17 protein-coding genes are annotated in these 16,366 nt (G+C 64.6%); 3 read left to right on the plus strand and 14 right to left on the minus strand.

Annotated elements, in window-relative coordinates; all coding sequences use genetic code 11:
* Positions 1–295: 295 nt before the first annotated feature.
* Together ABQU90_RS04855 and ABQU90_RS04860 are read left to right on the plus strand one after the other, a co-directional pair.
* Positions 296–1,810 (plus strand): ATPase domain-containing protein, encoded by a 1,515-nt coding sequence (locus tag ABQU90_RS04855; protein ID WP_323522138.1) that lies wholly within the window; start codon positions 296–298, stop codon positions 1,808–1,810.
* On the plus strand, positions 1,797–3,869 hold the full coding sequence (locus ABQU90_RS04860; RefSeq protein ID WP_115561820.1) for a PAS domain-containing hybrid sensor histidine kinase/response regulator family protein: 2,073 nt from the start codon (positions 1,797–1,799) through the stop codon (positions 3,867–3,869). Before ABQU90_RS04855 ends, ABQU90_RS04860 begins: the two co-directional genes overlap by 14 nt.
* Positions 3,870–4,101: 232 nt before the next feature.
* Here the strand turns inward: ABQU90_RS04860 and ABQU90_RS04865 are convergent, their stop codons facing one another.
* From ABQU90_RS04865 to ABQU90_RS04930, 14 genes are all read right to left on the minus strand, one after another.
* Positions 4,102–4,809, minus strand: a complete 708-nt coding sequence (locus ABQU90_RS04865) for a tetratricopeptide repeat protein (RefSeq protein WP_323522139.1) — start codon at positions 4,807–4,809, stop codon at positions 4,102–4,104.
* Positions 4,803–5,285, minus strand: a complete 483-nt coding sequence (locus tag ABQU90_RS04870) for a cytochrome c-type biogenesis protein (RefSeq protein WP_323522140.1) — start codon at positions 5,283–5,285, stop codon at positions 4,803–4,805. The genes ABQU90_RS04865 and ABQU90_RS04870 overlap by 7 nt, the downstream gene beginning before the upstream one ends.
* Positions 5,285–5,827: a DsbE family thiol:disulfide interchange protein gene (locus tag ABQU90_RS04875; protein ID WP_323522141.1), complete on the minus strand. Its 543-nt coding sequence runs from the start codon at positions 5,825–5,827 to the stop codon at positions 5,285–5,287. Before ABQU90_RS04875 ends, ABQU90_RS04870 begins: the two co-directional genes overlap by 1 nt.
* Positions 5,824–7,812, minus strand: a complete 1,989-nt coding sequence (locus ABQU90_RS04880; protein WP_323522142.1) for a heme lyase CcmF/NrfE family subunit — start codon at positions 7,810–7,812, stop codon at positions 5,824–5,826. Before ABQU90_RS04880 ends, ABQU90_RS04875 begins: the two co-directional genes overlap by 4 nt.
* Before the next feature lie 63 nt (positions 7,813–7,875).
* The gene (ccmE, locus tag ABQU90_RS04885) at positions 7,876–8,346 is read right to left on the minus strand and encodes a cytochrome c maturation protein CcmE (RefSeq protein ID WP_115527572.1); all 471 of its coding nucleotides are present in this window, start codon (positions 8,344–8,346) and stop codon (positions 7,876–7,878) included.
* Positions 8,343–8,549 carry a heme exporter protein CcmD gene (gene ccmD / locus ABQU90_RS04890; protein WP_323522143.1) on the minus strand — a complete coding sequence of 69 codons (207 nt, stop codon included), beginning with the start codon at positions 8,547–8,549 and terminating at the stop codon, positions 8,343–8,345. Before ccmD ends, ccmE begins: the two co-directional genes overlap by 4 nt.
* Positions 8,546–9,304, minus strand: coding sequence for a heme ABC transporter permease CcmC (gene ccmC / locus ABQU90_RS04895; RefSeq protein ID WP_055844428.1), 759 nt, complete (start codon positions 9,302–9,304; stop codon positions 8,546–8,548). Before ccmC ends, ccmD begins: the two co-directional genes overlap by 4 nt.
* 10 nt (positions 9,305–9,314) lie before the next feature.
* The gene (locus ABQU90_RS04900; protein ID WP_323522144.1) at positions 9,315–10,634 is read right to left on the minus strand and encodes a S8 family peptidase; all 1,320 of its coding nucleotides are present in this window, start codon (positions 10,632–10,634) and stop codon (positions 9,315–9,317) included.
* Entirely contained in the window at positions 10,631–11,281 is a 651-nt protein-coding gene (locus ABQU90_RS04905; protein ID WP_055844422.1) for a zf-HC2 domain-containing protein, read from the minus strand. The genes ABQU90_RS04900 and ABQU90_RS04905 overlap by 4 nt, the downstream gene beginning before the upstream one ends.
* Complete coding sequence (locus ABQU90_RS04910) at positions 11,278–11,871, minus strand: RNA polymerase sigma factor (RefSeq protein ID WP_193552531.1); 594 nt, start codon at positions 11,869–11,871, stop codon at positions 11,278–11,280. Before ABQU90_RS04910 ends, ABQU90_RS04905 begins: the two co-directional genes overlap by 4 nt.
* A gap of 51 nt (positions 11,872–11,922) precedes the next feature.
* Positions 11,923–12,585 (minus strand): TorF family putative porin, encoded by a 663-nt coding sequence (locus tag ABQU90_RS04915; protein ID WP_323522185.1) that lies wholly within the window; start codon positions 12,583–12,585, stop codon positions 11,923–11,925.
* Positions 12,586–13,111: 526 nt separating this feature from the next.
* The gene (locus ABQU90_RS04920; protein WP_055844416.1) at positions 13,112–13,501 is read right to left on the minus strand and encodes a c-type cytochrome; all 390 of its coding nucleotides are present in this window, start codon (positions 13,499–13,501) and stop codon (positions 13,112–13,114) included.
* Between the two features lie 23 nt (positions 13,502–13,524).
* On the minus strand, positions 13,525–14,871 hold the full coding sequence (locus ABQU90_RS04925) for a cytochrome C (RefSeq protein ID WP_323522145.1): 1,347 nt from the start codon (positions 14,869–14,871) through the stop codon (positions 13,525–13,527).
* Positions 14,872–14,942: 71 nt separating this feature from the next.
* Positions 14,943–15,563, minus strand: a complete 621-nt coding sequence (locus ABQU90_RS04930; RefSeq protein ID WP_323522146.1) for a cytochrome b — start codon at positions 15,561–15,563, stop codon at positions 14,943–14,945.
* Between the two features lie 300 nt (positions 15,564–15,863).
* Here ABQU90_RS04930 and ABQU90_RS04935 point away from each other — a divergent pair, with 300 nt between their 5' ends.
* Positions 15,864–16,358, plus strand: a complete 495-nt coding sequence (locus ABQU90_RS04935) for a sugar 3,4-ketoisomerase (RefSeq protein WP_323522147.1) — start codon at positions 15,864–15,866, stop codon at positions 16,356–16,358.
* Positions 16,359–16,366 lie beyond the last annotated feature (8 nt).

Consider the following 16,366-nt stretch of genomic DNA (forward strand, 5'->3'; position numbering starts at 1 on the left):
CATTACATGATGCGTCGTTCACCGCTGTCCTCAAGCGATCGCAACAACGCGACCTGCTTCACTTCCAAGGCTATGCGCGCGCCCGTGACGAATGTGTCGGAGTTGTCACGCAGCGCATCACAAAAGCCCGGGGCATGCCGCAGATTGCCAGTCCTGCGACACCTCAAAGCAGCGAAAATCCGCCACTGCGGTCACGGCAAAAGATGGGCAGAACGCGCAGCGCGTCAAGCCAGGCAAGCTGATCAATTCAGTCTGTGGCAACGGACAATCACGCGCGCGTGTTAACGTGAATGGCATGAAAAATGTAAAGCCGATGATCGCAAACCGCATCACGACCGGGACGACGGGGCTTGACACCATCCTCCGCGGAGGACTGCCGGCCAATCGGCTCTATCTGCTCGAAGGCCAGCCCGGCTCCGGCAAGACCACGTTGTCCCTGCAATTCTTGCTCGATGGCGCAGCCAGGGGCGAGAGCTGCCTGTACGTCACGCTGTCGGAAACCATCGACGAGCTCAACGAAGTTGCCGCGTCGCACGAATGGTCGCTGGAACCTTTGCATATCTTCGAGCTGGCCTCGGCAGAGGCGTTTCTGGGCGACGGGCGCCAGCAGTCCATTCTGCATCCTTGGGAAATGGAACTGGATGGCACGATCAAGTTGATCCAGGCCGAAGTCGATCGGGTCAAGCCGACGCGCGTTGTCTTCGACTCGTTGTCCGAGCTGCGTCTGTTGGCGCAAGACTCGCTGCGTTACCGACGGCAGGTGTTGGCGCTGAAGCAGTTCTTCGCGCCGCGCAACATCACCGTGTTTCTGGTCGATGACCTCACCGATGAGAATGGCCAGCGCGATGCGCATCTGCATAGCCTGTGTCATGGCGTGATTTCGCTGGAGCGTATGACGCTGGACTTCGGCGCAGCGCGGCGACGCATGCAGGTGCAGAAATTGCGCGGGGTCAACTTTACTGCAGGCTACCACGACATCACCATCGTGACGGGCGGCATGCGGATCTATCCGCGCCTGATCGCCTCCAATCATCACGTGCCGTTTGTTGGCGATGCGGTGTCCAGCGGGGTGGAGCGCATCGATGCACTGCTGCATGGTGGCCCGCTGCGCGGCACCAGCACCTTGCTGACCGGGCCGGCCGGGTCGGGCAAGACCAATGTCGCTTTGCAATATGTCAGTGCGGCCTGCGAACGTGGTGAGCATTGCTGCGTACTGCAGTTCGACGAGCGCACCGGCACCTTGCTGACGCGTGCCGAAAACCTGGGCATGGATTTACGCAAGCATCTGGCCTCGGGCATGTTGGAACTGCACCAGATGGACCCTGCGGAACTGACGCCCGGCGAGTTCTCCTGGGCAGTGCGCGAAAGCGTGGAGGCGCGGAACTGCCGCATCCTGGTGATCGACAGCCTCAACGGCTATCTGTCGTCGATGCCGCAAGAAAAGCAGCTGATGCTGCAGATGCACGAGCTGTTGTCTTACCTCAACCAGAGCGGCGTGACCACGTTCCTGATCAACCCACAGCATGGTCTGGTGGGGACGATGTCGACCGGCAATCTCAATATCTCCTACATGGCCGACACCGTCATTTTGTTTCGCTTCTTTGAAGCGCAGGGACGGATCCGCAAGGCCTTGTCGGTCATCAAGAACCGCAGTGGCGCGCATGAAGATTCGATTCGCGAGATGCGCATCAGCAGCGGCGGTCTGCATTTGAGCGAACCGCTGGAAAGGTTCCATGGCGTGCTGACCGGCACCCCACAGTTTGTTGGGGACAGCACGCCCTTGCTGGATCGTGCACTTGACCAACTGTGAAGCAGATGGGTCGGTGGTCCACATCATTGCGCCGTTCGGCCGCGATGCGGAAAGTATTGCAAGCATTGTCGGTGAGCGTGGACTGACGCGCCGGGTCTACGGTGCGTTGGCGGCATTGTCCGGCGACCTGCTCGATAGTTCCGGCGTGGTGGTGCTGACCGAAGAGGCCGTCGGCGGAGATTTGCAGCAGCTGCAGCAGATTCTGCAAGGCCAGGCGGCATGGTCGGATATTCCGTTCGTGCTGTTGCGCGCGCCGCGTGGCAGCCAGCACGGTCGCCACGCGAGCCTGCCTGCCGAGATGACCAACGTCATCGAGCTGGAGCGGCCATTGAGCTCCTCGTCGCTGTTGAGCGCGATTTCCAACGCATTGAGGTCGCGACAAAAACAGTTTGTGATCCGCGACCAGATGGCCGAATTGGCCGAAGGGCGTGCTGCGCTGGCATTGAGCGAAGCCGAGTTGCGCCGCGTCACTGATGCGTTGCCGGTGTTGATCGCCTTCATCGACAAACACCTGGTGTATCGCTTCGCCAATCGCTCGTACGAAGACTGGATCGGTATTCCGCCGCAAGAGGTGATCGGACGTCCGCTGGTGGATGTGATGGGGCCTGCGGTGGTGGCTGAGCGGCGCGCCTGGATCGAGGCCGCGCTGTCCGGTCAGGCGCTGACGGTGGAAGCGAGCTGGCCGCATGCCGATGGGCGCCGCCGCGATGCCGAGATCCGCTACATGCCGCGCTTCGATGCAGATGGCAAGGTGGATGGCTTCCACGTGTTTGCGACCGACATCACCGCACGTGCGCTGGCGCTGGAGTCGATCCAGGAGCAGGCCAACCTGCTGGAGGCCAAGGTGGCCGAACGCACGGCCGAGTTGCAGCAACAGATGCTGGCGCGCGAATCCAGTGAGGCCGCGCTGCGTCAAGCGCAAAAGATGGAAGCGGTGGGCCAGTTGACTGGCGGCATTGCGCACGACTTCAACAATATGTTGACCGGCATCCTGTCGGCGTTGGATCTGGCGCGTCTGCGCATCGATCAGGGGCGGACCGAGGGACTGGGGCGGTTTCTGGATGTGGCGTCGGCCTCGGCTTTGCGCGCGGCCGCATTGACCCAGCGCCTGCTGGCGTTTTCGCGCAGGCAATCGCTGCAGGCGCGGCATCTGCAGTTGAACGATCTGGTGGTGTCGCTGCAGGAATTGCTGGCGCGCACCCTGGGCGAGTCGGTACGCATGGAAGCCGATCTTTGCGATGCGCTACCGCATGCGTATGTTGACGAAAACCAGCTGGAAAGCGCGTTGATCAATCTGGCCATCAACGCCCGCGACGCCATGCCGGACGGCGGCCAGTTGCGCATTTCGACCCGGCATTTGCATGTCGACGAACACCGTCTTGAACTTGGCCGTGGCATCAGCCTGGCGCCGGGCGACTACGCCGTGGTCTCGGTGGCCGACACAGGCACCGGCATGCCGGCCGATGTGCTGGAGCGCGTGTTCGAGCCGTTTTACACCACCAAGCCGATCGGGCAGGGCACTGGCCTGGGCATGTCGATGATTTACGGCTTCATGCAGCAGTCCAACGGGCAAGTCTGGGTGGAGTCGGAAGTGGGCGTGGGCACCACGGTGAGCCTGTATCTGCCCGCCGGTGTCGCCGTGCAGAGCGTGGCGATGGGGCCGCAAGGCGGAGCGGTGGTGGCCGGGCAGGGACAGCAGGTGCTGGTGGTGGAAGACGACGAACAAGTGCGTCTGCTGGTGACCGAACTGCTCGGCGAGTTGGGCTACGAGGCCGAGGTGGTGGCCGATGCCGACGCCGCGCTGCCGATCCTTGCCTCGCAGCGACGGATCGATCTGCTGGTGACCGATGTCGGGTTGCCCGGGCTCAACGGACGCCAGTTGGCAGAGATTGCGCGACAGTCGCGCCGCGATCTGCCGGTGATCTTCATGACCGGCTACGCCGAGACCGCACGCGATCGCGGCGAATTTCTTGCCGAGGGCATGAGCATGATCGCCAAGCCCTTTACGCTGGGCGAGTTCAGCGGAAAATTGCACGAGGTGTTGGGGCCGTCGTCCTGAGCAAGGCAGATGTGGGATCTGCCGCATTGCTTGCTTAATGCCTCTTGGCAGCTGCGTCGACTGCCTTCATCCAGGAACAAGTGCGGGCTGTCCACGCAACCTCGCGTGGTCCGCTTCAGCCTGTGTCTCTGCGTCTACCTACCGCCGCTGCGCACCATGACACCCGGCAATGCGCCTAGCGGGCTGACGTCGCCGCCTCAGGCACGCCTGCACGTGTTTTGCGCTGCTGTCTTCAGCGTGCAGCACGCCCGGATTGCCGCGCGCCCGCCATCGATTCGGCCACGGCAATCTTGTCCGCCACCGCGTTCTGCATTGGCGAGCCGGTTTCCAGCAAGCCATGCAGATGGCGCCAATGGGTGGTGGCTGCGGCGTAGTCGTGCTGCTGGAAATCGCTGATGCCCATCAGCCACAGCCCACGCTGATTGTCCGGCTCGCGCGCGATCAGCTGCTGCAACCGCGTCCGCGAGGCCGCATCGATGGCGAAATCGCTGTGTGTTGCCATGTCGGCGGCGATCCAGCCGACGATGGCCGCGCTGGTGTCTGGCGCGATCTTCAGTGCCTGCGCGTAGGCATCGCGCGCCTCGGCGGAGCGGTTGTTCTGCTCATGCGCTTTGGCCTGTTCCATCCACGAGGTGAGCGCTGCCAGTTGCGCCTGTTCGGCAGCGCTAGGTTGTGGTGGTACCGCATCGGCTGCAGCAGCCGTTGCGATGGGCGCCGTCTGGGGTGCCGTCACGTAGACCGCATGTGCGATCGCATCGGGTGCGCCAACCAGCCGATACAGGCCGGCGGTGGCGATGGGCAGGCCCAGTACCAGCAGAATCGGCAGCGTGTAACGTGCATTGCCATTGCGCGTGGGTGTGCGCATCAGCGGCAGCAGTAACAGCAGTAGCGCAACCACCACCAGCGCAGCGCTCAAAAAATAAAAACCCGTCATCACCATTCTTCCTCTGCCTGCGGTGCCACCGCAGTGCCGACACGTGCGCGTTTACGCACGGTGTGAATCACCACCGCAGCGCCGGCGCCCAACATCAGCAGCGGCCCGAACCACAACAGCCAGGTGCCGCGTTTGACCGGCGGGTCGTACAACACAAAATCCGAATAACGGTCGACCATGTACTGCTTGATCTGCGCATCGCTCTTGCCGGCCTGCAGTTGCGCGAACACCTGATGACGCAGATCGCGCGCCAGGGTGGCATTGGAATCGGCCAGGTTCTCGTTCTGGCACACCAGGCAACGCAGTTGCGCGGTCAGTTGTTGATACCGCGCTTCTTCGCTGCGGTTCTTGAACGGCAACGGGTCCACCGCCTGCGCCTGCACGCAGGGCGCGAGCACTATTGCCAACAGCAGCACCAGCAACAGGCGCAGTTTGCGCGCCTGTTCACGCCGGTGCGCCTGAAAGACGCCATATCCCAGCATCACGGTGCGCCCTTGGGCAGTGCGGCGATGGCGGGCAGCAGCTCATCGTTGATGACATCGGGGGTGAGCACGCCGATGTGCTTGTAGCGGATCATGCCCTGCGCATCGATCAGGAAGCTTTCCGGTGCGCCGTAGACGCCGAAATCGATGGCGGTCTGCCCGGCTTCATCGGCGATGACCACCGCGTACGGATTGCCCAAGCGTGCCAGCCAGGCGGTCGCATCGGCCGGCGCGTCCTTGTAGTTGTAGCCGATCAACGGCACACCGAGCCTGCTGGCCTGCGCCATCAGCACTGGATGCTCGTGCACGCATTCGGCGCACCAACTGCCGAACACGTTGAGCACATACGGCTTGCCCAGCAGCTGCTCACGGGTGACAAGCTGGTCGGGCGCATCCAGCCGCGGCAGCGAGAAGGCCGGTGCCGGTTTGCCGATCAATGGGGAGGGCACATCGCGCGGGTTGTGCTGCATGGTCCAGTAGATGCCGAAGCCGAACAGGGCGGCGATCAACAAGAACCCCAGCAGGGGTAGCATGCGCTTCACGGGTGCGACTCCTGCGCGATGATGGGCGCTTGGTATGCGGGCGATGCAGCCGCCTTGGCTGCGGAGACCGGCGCGCGGAAGCGTCGTGCGCAGGCGCTGACGAAGCCGCCCAGCATCATCAACAGGCCGCCGGCCCAGATCCAGCGGATGAAGGGCTTGTAGTACAGCCGCAAGGTCCAATCGTGTTCGATGTGCTGGTCGTCCAGTGGCTCGCCGAGCGCGACATAGAGATCGCGGGTGATGCCGGGATCGATCGCCGATTCGGTCTGGATGCGTTCGCTGCTGTACAGGCGTTTTTGCGGATGCAATTGCGCAATGACCTTGCCATCGCGGCTGACCTGGACGCTGCCTTGTTCGGCCTTCCAGTTCGGCCCGTCGACCAGCTGCACACCGTCGAAGCGGAACGCATAGCCGGCAATATCCGCGCTCTGGCCGGGCGACAGCCGTACATCGCGTTCGACCGACAGGCTGTCGGAGATCAGCACGCCGGCGACGAACACCGCCACCCCCGCATGCGCGATCAACATGCCGGCCATCTCTGCCGGAAAGCGCCGCCCACGCGGCATCTCGCGCCACCGTTTATAGACGTACAGCGCCGTGCCGGTGGCCACCCATGCCGCCACGCCAATGCCGGCGATGGCCTTGGCCTGGCCCTCGGCAAACAGGCTGCCGACCAGCGCGCAGGCGATTGCAGCGATACCGGCGCGGGCACCCAGCGCCTTCAAGGGGGCGGCGTCGGCCTGGCCCCAACGCAGGTAGGGGCCGAACGGCAGCAACAGCACTACCGGCAACATCAGCAACGGGAACAGCAGGCCGAAATACGGCGGCCCCACCGACACCTTGCCCAGGCCGAAGGCATCGGCAATCAGGGGGAATAAGGTGCCCAGCAACACCATCGCTGCGGCGACGGTGAGCAATAGATTGCCGATCAGAATCCCAGTTTCGCGCGAGGCGGCGGCAAACGGTTTGCCGCTGGCGATTCTGGGTGCGCGCAAGGCGTAGAGCAGTAACGAACCACCGACCACTGCGACCAGGAAGATCAGGATGTACAGCCCGCGGCGCGGGTCGGCGGCGAACGCATGTACCGACGTCAGCACGCCCGAGCGCACCAGGAAGGTGCCCAGCAGCGACAGCGAGAACGCCAGGATCGATAGCAGGATGGTCCATGCACGCAAGCTGCCGCGTTTTTCGGTCACCGCCTGGGTATGGATCAACGCGGTGCCCACCAGCCACGGCATGAAACTGGCATTTTCCACCGGGTCCCAGAACCACCAGCCGCCCCAGCCCAGTTCTGCATACGCCCACCAGCTACCGGCCACGATGCCGGCGGTGAGGCAGGCCCAGGCCACATTGGTCCATGGCCGCGCCCAGCGCACCCAGGCCTGTTCCAGTTCGCCGCCCAGCAGGGCCGCCACCGCGAACGCAAAGGCCACCGAGAAACCGACATAGCCGGTGTAGAGCACCGGCGGGTGGAAGGTCATGCCCGGGTCCTGCAACACCGGATTGAGCTCGTTGCCGTCCAGCGGAATCGGCGACAGCCGCCCGAACGGATTGGAGGTCAGCAGGATGAAAGCCAGAAAGCCCACCGACACCAGGCCCAGCACCGCCAACACGCGTGCAGCGAAATACTGCGGCAGATGCCGGCTGAAAGCGGCCAGCAACACCGTCCAGGTGGCAAGGATGGCGATCCACAGCAGCAACGAGCCTTCGTGCGCGCCCCACACCGCGGCGAAGCGGTAGTACCAGGGCAGGGCGATGTTGGCGTTGGCGGCGACATAGCCGACCGAAAAATCCAGCGACAGCAGCGACCAGGCGAGCAGGCCGAACGCCATCCACACGAACACGGCCTGACCCACCGCTGCCGGCCGCGCGACGCCCATCAAAGCGGTGTTGCTGCGCCAGGCACCGATCAGCGGCAACACGCCCTGGGCAAGCGAAAGCAGCAGCGCCAGGATCAGTGCGATCTGGCCGAGTTCAGGCGTCATGAGTGGGTCGCAGCGTGCGGCAAAAAGAGATTGGCGAGTGAGCGGCGCGCAGCCAACGCCGCCTCAACGCGGCGCGGCCAGCGGCACGGCGGTCGCGGGGATCGGCTTGCCGACATGGCCTTCGGCCATCGCGTCCTTGAGTTCTTTCGGCATGTAGGTTTCGTCGTGCTTGGCCAGCACTTCGTTGGCGACAAAGCGTTCGCCCTGCATGCGCCCGTTGGCGATCACCGATTGGTTGTCGCGGAACAGGTCCGGCAGGATGCCGGTGTACTCGACTTGGGTGGCCGCATGTTTATCGATGACGGTGAAGCTGACTTTCAGCGAGTCGCTGGCGCGCTGGATCGAGCCGGCCTTGACCATGCCGCCGAGACGGAACTGTTGATAGCTGGCCGCTTCGCCGGCGTGCACCTGGCTGGGCGTGAACAGGTAGCTCATGTTCCGCTGCAGCGCGAACACAATCAGCGTCACCGCGAGCGCGGCGGCGGCGATGACGCCAAGCACCAGCCACAGACGTTGTTTGCGCGTGGCATTCATGGCGCGTCGCGCTCCAACGTTGGCGCCGGTTGATCGCGCGCACGACGCGGAGTTTGCCGTTGCAACTGGCCACGCAGTTCGCGCGGCAGGCGTCGGCGTCGCAACCACGGCGCGGCCAGGTCGGCTAACAGCACCAGCATGAACAACGCGTAGGACGTCCACACGTATTGGCCGTAGCCGCCCATCGCCAAAAACGTATTCATGCGGTGCGCTCCGTCAATACGATGCGGCGTGCCCAGTCCTTGCCGCTTTCCAGCGCCAACAGGTCCACGCGCACGCGGCCGAACAGGCTGGCGACGTAGTAGCACTTGGTGGCCAGCATCATCGTCAGCAACGGCCACAGCATGTCCGCGCCCATCTTTGAGGGGCCGAGCAGGCGCACGGTGGAGCCCTGGTGCAGCGTGTTCCACCACACCACCGAGTAATGCACGATGGGCAGATTCACCAGGCCGACCAGGGCAAGCAAGCCGGCGGCACGCATCGCCTGACGACGGTCTTCCACCGCGTGGTACAGGCCCAGCACGCCCAGATACAGAAACAGCAGCAGCAACTCCGAGGTCAGTCGCGCGTCCCAGGTCCACCAGGTGCCCCACATCGGCTTGCCCCACAGCGAGCCGGTGCACAAGGTGATGAAGGTGAACGCCGCACCGATCGGTGCCGATGCCATGGTCACCACTTCGGCCAGCTTGATCCGCCACACCAGCGCGATAAACGCCGACACGCCCATCGCTGCGTAGATGAAAAGACTCATCCAGGCACTGGGCACGTGGATGAAGATGATGCGGTAGGCATCGTGCTGCTGATAATCCGGCGGCGCCAGCACCAGCCCGCCGTAGGCGGCCACCGCGCCGAGCAGCAAGGCCAGGCCCAGCGCCCACGGGCGCACGCGTCCGGCGAAGCGGTAGAACGTCGGCGGCGAGCTGAGTTTATGCAGCCACAAGGGAATCCACTTGGCCATGCCGGTGTCGTCAGTTGGAATGTTTGGAAGGCGACAGCGCATCGACGGCGGCGCCTGCATTGACTTGCAACTGGCCGTCGGAGACCTTGCTGGTGCGTTGCAACAGGTCGCGCAGCGCAGTGGCATCCATCGACGGCGACAGCGACAACAGCAGTGCGGCCATGCCGCTGACATGCGCGGTGGCCATCGACGAGCCGGAGGTGAAGTCGTAACGGCCGTTCGGCTGGGTGGTCAGGATGTCCTTGCCGGGTGCGCTGAGCACGCCGGGCATGGCGGTGGTGGCGCTGCTGCTGCGAACCACCAGCACGCCGGGCACATCATTGGGAAAGCCATCCAGCCGCCCGTTCGGCGGCATTGCCGCGACCACGATGCGGCCTTGCTGCACCAGATGCAGCAGCATCTTGCTCAGCAGCGGGTCGGCCGGGCCGCCCAGGCTCAGGTTGACCACGCGTGCGGAGCTGTTGTTGATCGCCGCCAGCGCCTTGGCCAGGGTGAAGGTATTGCAGCGTGCGGTGGCGCCGACCGTGGGCGCATACCAGCACGCCTTGTAGACGCTCAGCATGGCCTTGGGCGCCATGCCGACGATGCCTTGATGGTTGTTGCTGCCGGCCGCAATGATCCCGGCCACCTCGGTGCCGTGCGAATCGCTGCTGGTCATGCCCGGCTTGTCGTCGACCAGGTCGTGCACGTCGCGGATGCGCGATTTCAGATCGGGGTGGTTGATGTCCACGCCGGTATCGACCACCGCCACCAGTACACCACGGCCCTGGGTGATGGCCTGCGCGCTGGCGGCATCGGTATCGATGAAGCCACGCTGCATGTCTACGTATGGGTCGTTGTAGCCGGACAACGGTGTGGTCTTTTCCGCCGCATCGGTAGAAAACACCGAGAAATCCTGCACCGGCTGCACCAGCTCCACGCCCTCGTCGTCAGCCAGCGCGGTGACCAGCTCATCGCGCGACACGCCCGGTGGCGGCTGCAGCACCGCGCAATACAGGCCCAGCGAGGTGATCGGCCAGCCGGACACTTCGCGCAGCTTGTAACGCTGCTTGATGGCTTCCATGCGCACGGCGGCCTTCTGGCCGGCGCCGTAATAGCTGGAGGCGTAGCCGATCAGGCTGGAGCCGGCACGGGCCGGCGGCGCGCTGAGCGGATTGGCCACCGCCAGCAGGATGTCGCGGCTGCTGTCGGGCGTATGCGCATCGGCGGACGTCGCGTTGGCGCTGGCCACATCCTCAGCAGTGTTCTGCAACGCCGCGGCATGCGCATTGCCATGCACGCCCATGCTGAGCAGCGCGGCGACCAGGCCGATGGCGAAGAAACGGCTCATGGGGCGGAGACGATCTCGGCCAGCCGGATACCCGGATTGGCGCGTAGTTGCTGCACGGTCCGTTGCGGCTGGGCCGGCGGCTGCGGCGCAGCAGGCACCACGGTGTAGGCACCCATGTCGTTGGGCCCACCGATGACCTGCAACTGCTGCGCATGCAGCAGTCGATCCCAGTCGGCCACGGTCATGCTGGCATCCGGCACCACGCGGATGGCGCCTTGCGGCACCGGCAGCGCAGTGGCGCTGCTGAGTGTGCGGTAGTCGTGCGACGGTGCCGGCGAGGCCAGCTTAACGCCCATGACACCCAGGCCGATGGCCTGTACCAGCGCGGCCGCGGCCAGCGCACGCACGGTCCAGCTGCCGGAGCGACGCACGGCCGGTGCCGGTGCGATGCGGACCTCGGGTGCATCCAGGCGACCGAGCAGGCGTTGCAGGCCGGCGTTGGCGTCCAGCTTGACCGCCGGCGGTAGCGCCAGCGCCTGACGCAGGCGATTTTGCTGGGCGAACTCGGCGCTGCACGAGGTGCATTTGGCCACGTGCGCGATCAGCCAGGTGTTTTCTTCCTCGGTCGCGCTATCCAGCAGAACGGCCGGCATCAGTTCCCAGGCGTGCGAGCATTCCTTGCCAGGCGCGATGAAAAACGTCTTCATTGCAGGGTCTCCGTGTAAGGGGTGTTGCCGGCTAGGCCGGGCAGCACATTGCGTAATTTGACCCGCGCATGAAACAGCCGGGCTTTGATCGTGCCCACTGGGCACTGCATGATTTCGGCGACTTCTTCCAGCTTGTGGCCGACGCCGTAGACCAGTTCGATCACCAGGCGCTGATCCGGCGACAGCCGTTCCATGCCCTTGTCCAGCCAGTCGCGTAGCTCGCGGTCGTCGTTGTCGTCGGTGCTGGGGGCGTGGTCTTCCACCAAAACGGTATCGTCGATGGACTCGCCATCGTGCTGGCGCAGGCATTTGAGCCCGCAGCGGTAAGCGATGCCCATGATCCAGGTCGACACTTGCGAGTCGCCACGGAAATCGCCCGCTTTTTGCCAGGCAATCCAGAAGCAGTCGTTGATGGCCTCTTCGATGATGTCCGGGCGGCGCGTCAGGCGCGACAAAAACCGGCACAAGCGGCCGTGGTAGCTGTGGTACATGCTCGCCAGTGCGTCACGATCGCCCGCAGCCATGCGGCGCAACAGCATGCGGTCGGTGGCATCGCCAAGGGTGTCGGACTCATTCATCGAAGCAGGCATGGGGTAGGACACCTCTAGGTGCCCGCAGGCGGGCGAAAGGTTGCGGTTGAATCAGAAACTGCGGGACACCATGCCCACCCACGGCGTTTCGCCGGGCCCGCCTTGCGCGCGCGGGGTGTTGTTGCTGGTGACGACCCGGTCCAGCTTCACTGTCCATGCCGCGCGGCTCCACTTCAGGCCAACTTGCCCATACCGATAGCGGCCGGAACTCTGGGCGCCGTAGGACATCGCCGGAAAGTCCGAGATGCCGGCACCGGCCGAGAGGCTGAAATCCCCCGTCAGCGGCACGTTGGCGGTGACGTCGACCACCATGTTCCAGGGCGAGCGTTGCGCGCGCGGGAAATTGAAGCTGGAGAGCGAGAAGGTGAGCGTGTCGCGGTAGGACCAGGCCAGGCTGGCTTCCTGGCGGTCGAAGCTGCGCGACTGGCGGTCGGCCGGATAGGCGTAATACAGCAGGCTGGCCTGCATCTGCCAGCGATCGCCCAGCATCCAGCCACGCGCGCCCTGGAACGTGAGCGCCACCGGGTCGCTAAAGGAGGGCGACTGCAGCGCCGCGGAGGCCGATATCGACCAGCCGGGCGAGGGCAGCCAATAGCTGGCTGCCTGCAAGGTGACGCGGTTGGGTGCGATGGAGATGCCGCGGTCGATCAAGGTGGACGCCACCGCCACTGCGCCGCCGACGTTGTCTGCCACTGCAGTGCCGCAGGGGCCCATGACCAGCGCAAGCAGCAACGCGCGACGCAACCCCAGCTGCCGGCACCGCTGTAACTGGCAAGGCACCCTCGGCAGGATGGGACGGCGCGGCTGTCGTGCCGAGCCGCCCGCGGGCAATGGCTGCCCGTCGCAGACGGTGTGGCGTCGCGGTCGGCAAGGGGACGGCTTGGCGGGCGAAACGTTCGGCAAGGGCGTGGGACGTGGACCGTAGCGGTGCGCGATGGTGACCCATCACGCGGGGCGAGACCGCCGTGTCTGTGGCGGTTCCGTCCGTATACGCGAAGGGTTCGTGTCAGGCAACGCGGGCCGTGCACCTGTGCAGGTGCAGCGGTGACCCGCATGCAGGCCGCGGACACTGCGGCCGGCACGCTGTACCGGGCTTGAAGCGATCCTCACAATGGCACGCGTCGCGTTCAGGCCTGCGCGGGCGATACCGCACACCGGCACGTCACTTCTGACCGCGCCGATTGCGCTTGCGCCATGCGTGCCGGCCCGGCCAGTGGTGCCAAGGCGGGCCGGCACACTCTCAACGCAGGGTGCTGAGGTAGGTGACCAGGGCGTCGAGTTCCTTGTCGTCTTCAAGCCCTTCGTACTTCATCTTCGTATTCGGCAGCGTGGCCTTGGAATCTTTTTTGAGGAAGTCCTTGAGGCTGGCGGTATCCCAGGTGCGCTTGCTTGCCTTGAGATCGGCCGAGTAGCCGCTGAAGTCCGCCACGGTGGCTGCGGGACGATTGACGATGCCGAACAGCGACGGGCCTTTCTTGTTCTTGCCCTGCGTCGCGCTGTGGCACTCGGCGCATTCGCTAATGAACACACTCTTGCCATCGGCGGCGCGTGCCGAGCCAGGCAGCAGTGCGCCGGCCAGCAACAGGCCGGCCAGCGACGCGCAAAACAGGGTTGGGTGGAATGACTTCATGGGGGTCCTTACGTGTGGGGGGATCAGAACGTCAGATTGACCGACATGGTGAAGCTGTCCAGATCACGCGGGTTGGTGATCGGCGGGCCGCGGAACACGTTGGAGGTGCTGCCGTTGAACTTGTCGAACCGGAACCAGCCCGCCGACAGACGCAGGTTGGCGATCGTGGTGTAGGTGCCTTCCTTGCCGAACGGGGTCCAGTACAGAAGGATCAGGTTGCTGGTGGTGTCCGGAATGCCCACCGGCGAATAACGCGCCGCATCGAACGAGCCGGTGTTGATCATGTGCGCGGCCAGCACGCCGTAGGTCTGCTTGAACGCGTAGTTCATGCTGATGGTCTGATCGCGCACGTTGCCGCGCTCCAGCGCGGGCATGGTCGGGTCGGCCGACATCAGCGGGGTGCCGTATTTGCGGCGCTCGTAGATGTTGACGTAGGCCAGCGACATCACGTGCTCGCGGGTGCCCAGGAACTGATAGGTCAGGTCGTAGCCGAAGTCGGTGAGGTCGTCGCTGGGCCCGTTGCGCGGACGCTGGCGGCGCGTGTTGAGCGCAGTCAGGCCGACCGAGAAGAACTGCCGCTTCATGTCCTTCATATAGGCAAGACGCGCATAGCTGGTATCGCTGAGCTTGCCCGGGTCGCCGTTGATCGGCCAGCCGAGGCGATCCTGCACAGACGGCGACAACGCGCTGTAGCTGCCCACTTCGCCGTACCAGTTGCGGTCGTACAACCCGTACACGCTGGCACCGATGACGCGGTTGGACAGCGACGAGGAGCTGAGCATGGTGGACGCGCCGCCGTTGGAGGCCGGCGTCAGGGTGGAAGCATTGGGCAACACATGGATCGGGTCGGAGATACCCGGATTGTTGTTGACGCTGACGCCGATCATGGTGTCCTTGCCGGCCATCTGGAACGGCTTGCTGACAAAGCGCAGATCCACATCGTCCAGGCGCGTATCGAAAGTGGCGTTGCCGCTGTTGTTGGAGCGGATCTTGGAGTAGCCGCCGATGTTGTCGTTGACGCGGCCGGCCAGATACAGATCGGCCTGGGTCAGGCGTGCGGTGCTGTCGCCGCGGCTGGGATTGCTGCGCGCCCAGGTGAGCTGACCGGACACCGGAATCTTGGTGCCTTCGCCATTGGTATCGGTGAAACCGCCCAGCTTGAAGCGCATGCCGTAGGGCGTCAGCGACGGACCATAGGAGCCGATATGGCAATCCGCGCACGAAGAACCGGTCTGCCGGGCGAACGAGGGGATCGCCTGTGCCTGCGTGCTGGCCAGCAGCAACAACGGGCCGGACACGCATAACAAGGACGTCAGAGAAGCGGTGCGCGATGCGCTGGCACGGCGCGGAGCAGGCTGGGAGATAGGCATGGAAAGTCCTTGTTCGACGGTGCGGGGTTCAACGGAGAGAGAGCGGACGAGGGCGAGGGAGGTGCGGCGACTCATGCGCGCTTGCCCGGCAGCACGCGGTACAGCAGGCCATCGCGCAGCACCAGGTGATGCCAGAGCGCAGCGCCGATATGCAGGGTCACTAATGCCAGCAACGCCCAGGCGGCATTCAAATGCCACACGCCCAGGGTGTCGCCCAGATCCGGGTCTGCCTCGATGAGATTCGGCAGCGCCAGTCCGAACAGATAGACGGTCTTGCCGAATGCGTTGCTCAGCGACCAACCGATCAACGGCAACGCAAGCATCAGCCCGTACATCGCCAGATGGGTGCCGCCTGCGGCCAGGCGCGTGATCAAGGATGCGGGCGGGCCGGGTGGCAGCGTGCGCAAACGCAGCCGCAGGCCGACGCGCAGCACGAACAACAGCAGCACCATCAGGCCGAAATGGCGGTGGCCTTCGAGCAGCCATTGACGCAATGCGCGTCCATCGAGCTCGGCGCGCAGCAGAATCAGGCTGGCCGCCATCACCAGGCACAGCACGGTGAGCCAGTGCAGCACCCGCATCGGTTTGGGTAAAGGCGTCACGCCCGCCGTAGGCGCCGCCTGTGTCGAGGAGGGCCGCGCTGTGGCGCTGCCGGTGGCTGCCGTGTCGGGCGCCTGGGGGGATGGATGCATCTGGTTGGTGTCCTCACCGGTGGTGGTCGTTGGTTCCGGCAGTGCGTGCTGCGCTGCCAGGCCTGGCTCCCCACGCCGGCCGGAACTGCGGCCAGGTGAACGTGCACCGATATGTGCGGAGCTACCGATGAAAGGTTGCGTCGCCACAACGAATTTTTATCGTTCCGGAATACGCTCGAAGGCGAAGCTGCGCTTGCGCGTACGTGGCTTCGCAGGGTCGTGACGTCGCGCAACCTTTCGCGCATCCCGGCGCACTCAGGCATGTCGCACTACGTGCAGTCAGCGCTTACGCCCCGGATCATGGCCTTCGAACCCATCCAGTTGCATACCCACGGCGACGATCGTGGCCTGCTCATTTCATTGGAGCAGCAGCGCAATGTCCCGTTCGAGATACGCCGCGTGTATTACCTGTTCGGTACCCGCAGCGGCGTCCACCGCGGCCAGCACGCGCATCGCCAGCTCAATCAGCTGGCGGTGGCCCTGCATGGCTCGGTGACGATCCTGCTGGACGAAGGCAAGGGCGATGGCCCGACCGAGGTGACCTTGAACGACCCCTCGCAAGGCCTGCTGCTGGGCCGCATGGTGTGGCGCGACCTGCACCATTTCAGCCCCGACTGCGTGCTGATGGTGCTGGCCGACCAGCTCTACGACCCGGGCGATTACATCCTGGATTACGACGAATTTCTGGGCGAAGTGCGTGGGGAGCAGGAACAAGCGCGTGGGGAACAGGAACAGTTGAGTGCACACGCCAGCATTGTCGCGGGCAGGATCGCACTGCTGGGAGCGCAGTCGTAAATGGTCGG

The organism is Xanthomonas sp. WHRI 10207 (assembly GCF_040202975.1).
Taxonomy (GTDB): Bacteria; Pseudomonadota; Gammaproteobacteria; order Xanthomonadales; family Xanthomonadaceae; genus Xanthomonas.

Bases quoted from the DNA above. Each gene is read 5' to 3' on its own strand.
- ccmE (WP_115527572.1), bottom strand. From the start codon at position 8,346: ATGAATGCCACGCGCAAACAACGTCTGTGGCTGGTGCTTGGCGTCATC.
- ABQU90_RS04920 (WP_055844416.1), bottom strand. From the start codon at position 13,501: ATGAAGTCATTCCACCCAACCCTGTTTTGCGCGTCGCTGGCCGGCCTG.
- ccmD (WP_323522143.1), bottom strand. From the start codon at position 8,549: ATGAATACGTTTTTGGCGATGGGCGGCTACGGCCAATACGTGTGGACG.
- ABQU90_RS04915 (WP_323522185.1), bottom strand. From the start codon at position 12,585: ATGGGCCCCTGCGGCACTGCAGTGGCAGACAACGTCGGCGGCGCAGTG.
- ABQU90_RS04935 (WP_323522147.1), top strand. From the start codon at position 15,864: ATGGCCTTCGAACCCATCCAGTTGCATACCCACGGCGACGATCGTGGC.
- ABQU90_RS04855 (WP_323522138.1), top strand. From the start codon at position 296: ATGAAAAATGTAAAGCCGATGATCGCAAACCGCATCACGACCGGGACG.
- ABQU90_RS04880 (WP_323522142.1), bottom strand. From the start codon at position 7,812: ATGACGCCTGAACTCGGCCAGATCGCACTGATCCTGGCGCTGCTGCTT.
- ABQU90_RS04905 (WP_055844422.1), bottom strand. From the start codon at position 11,281: ATGAAGACGTTTTTCATCGCGCCTGGCAAGGAATGCTCGCACGCCTGG.
- ABQU90_RS04910 (WP_193552531.1), bottom strand. From the start codon at position 11,871: ATGCCTGCTTCGATGAATGAGTCCGACACCCTTGGCGATGCCACCGAC.
- ccmC (WP_055844428.1), bottom strand. From the start codon at position 9,304: ATGGCCAAGTGGATTCCCTTGTGGCTGCATAAACTCAGCTCGCCGCCG.
- ABQU90_RS04930 (WP_323522146.1), bottom strand. From the start codon at position 15,563: ATGCATCCATCCCCCCAGGCGCCCGACACGGCAGCCACCGGCAGCGCC.
- ABQU90_RS04870 (WP_323522140.1), bottom strand. From the start codon at position 5,285: ATGCTGGGATATGGCGTCTTTCAGGCGCACCGGCGTGAACAGGCGCGC.
- ABQU90_RS04865 (WP_323522139.1), bottom strand. From the start codon at position 4,809: ATGGTGATGACGGGTTTTTATTTTTTGAGCGCTGCGCTGGTGGTGGTT.
- ABQU90_RS04900 (WP_323522144.1), bottom strand. From the start codon at position 10,634: ATGAGCCGTTTCTTCGCCATCGGCCTGGTCGCCGCGCTGCTCAGCATG.
- ABQU90_RS04925 (WP_323522145.1), bottom strand. From the start codon at position 14,871: ATGCCTATCTCCCAGCCTGCTCCGCGCCGTGCCAGCGCATCGCGCACC.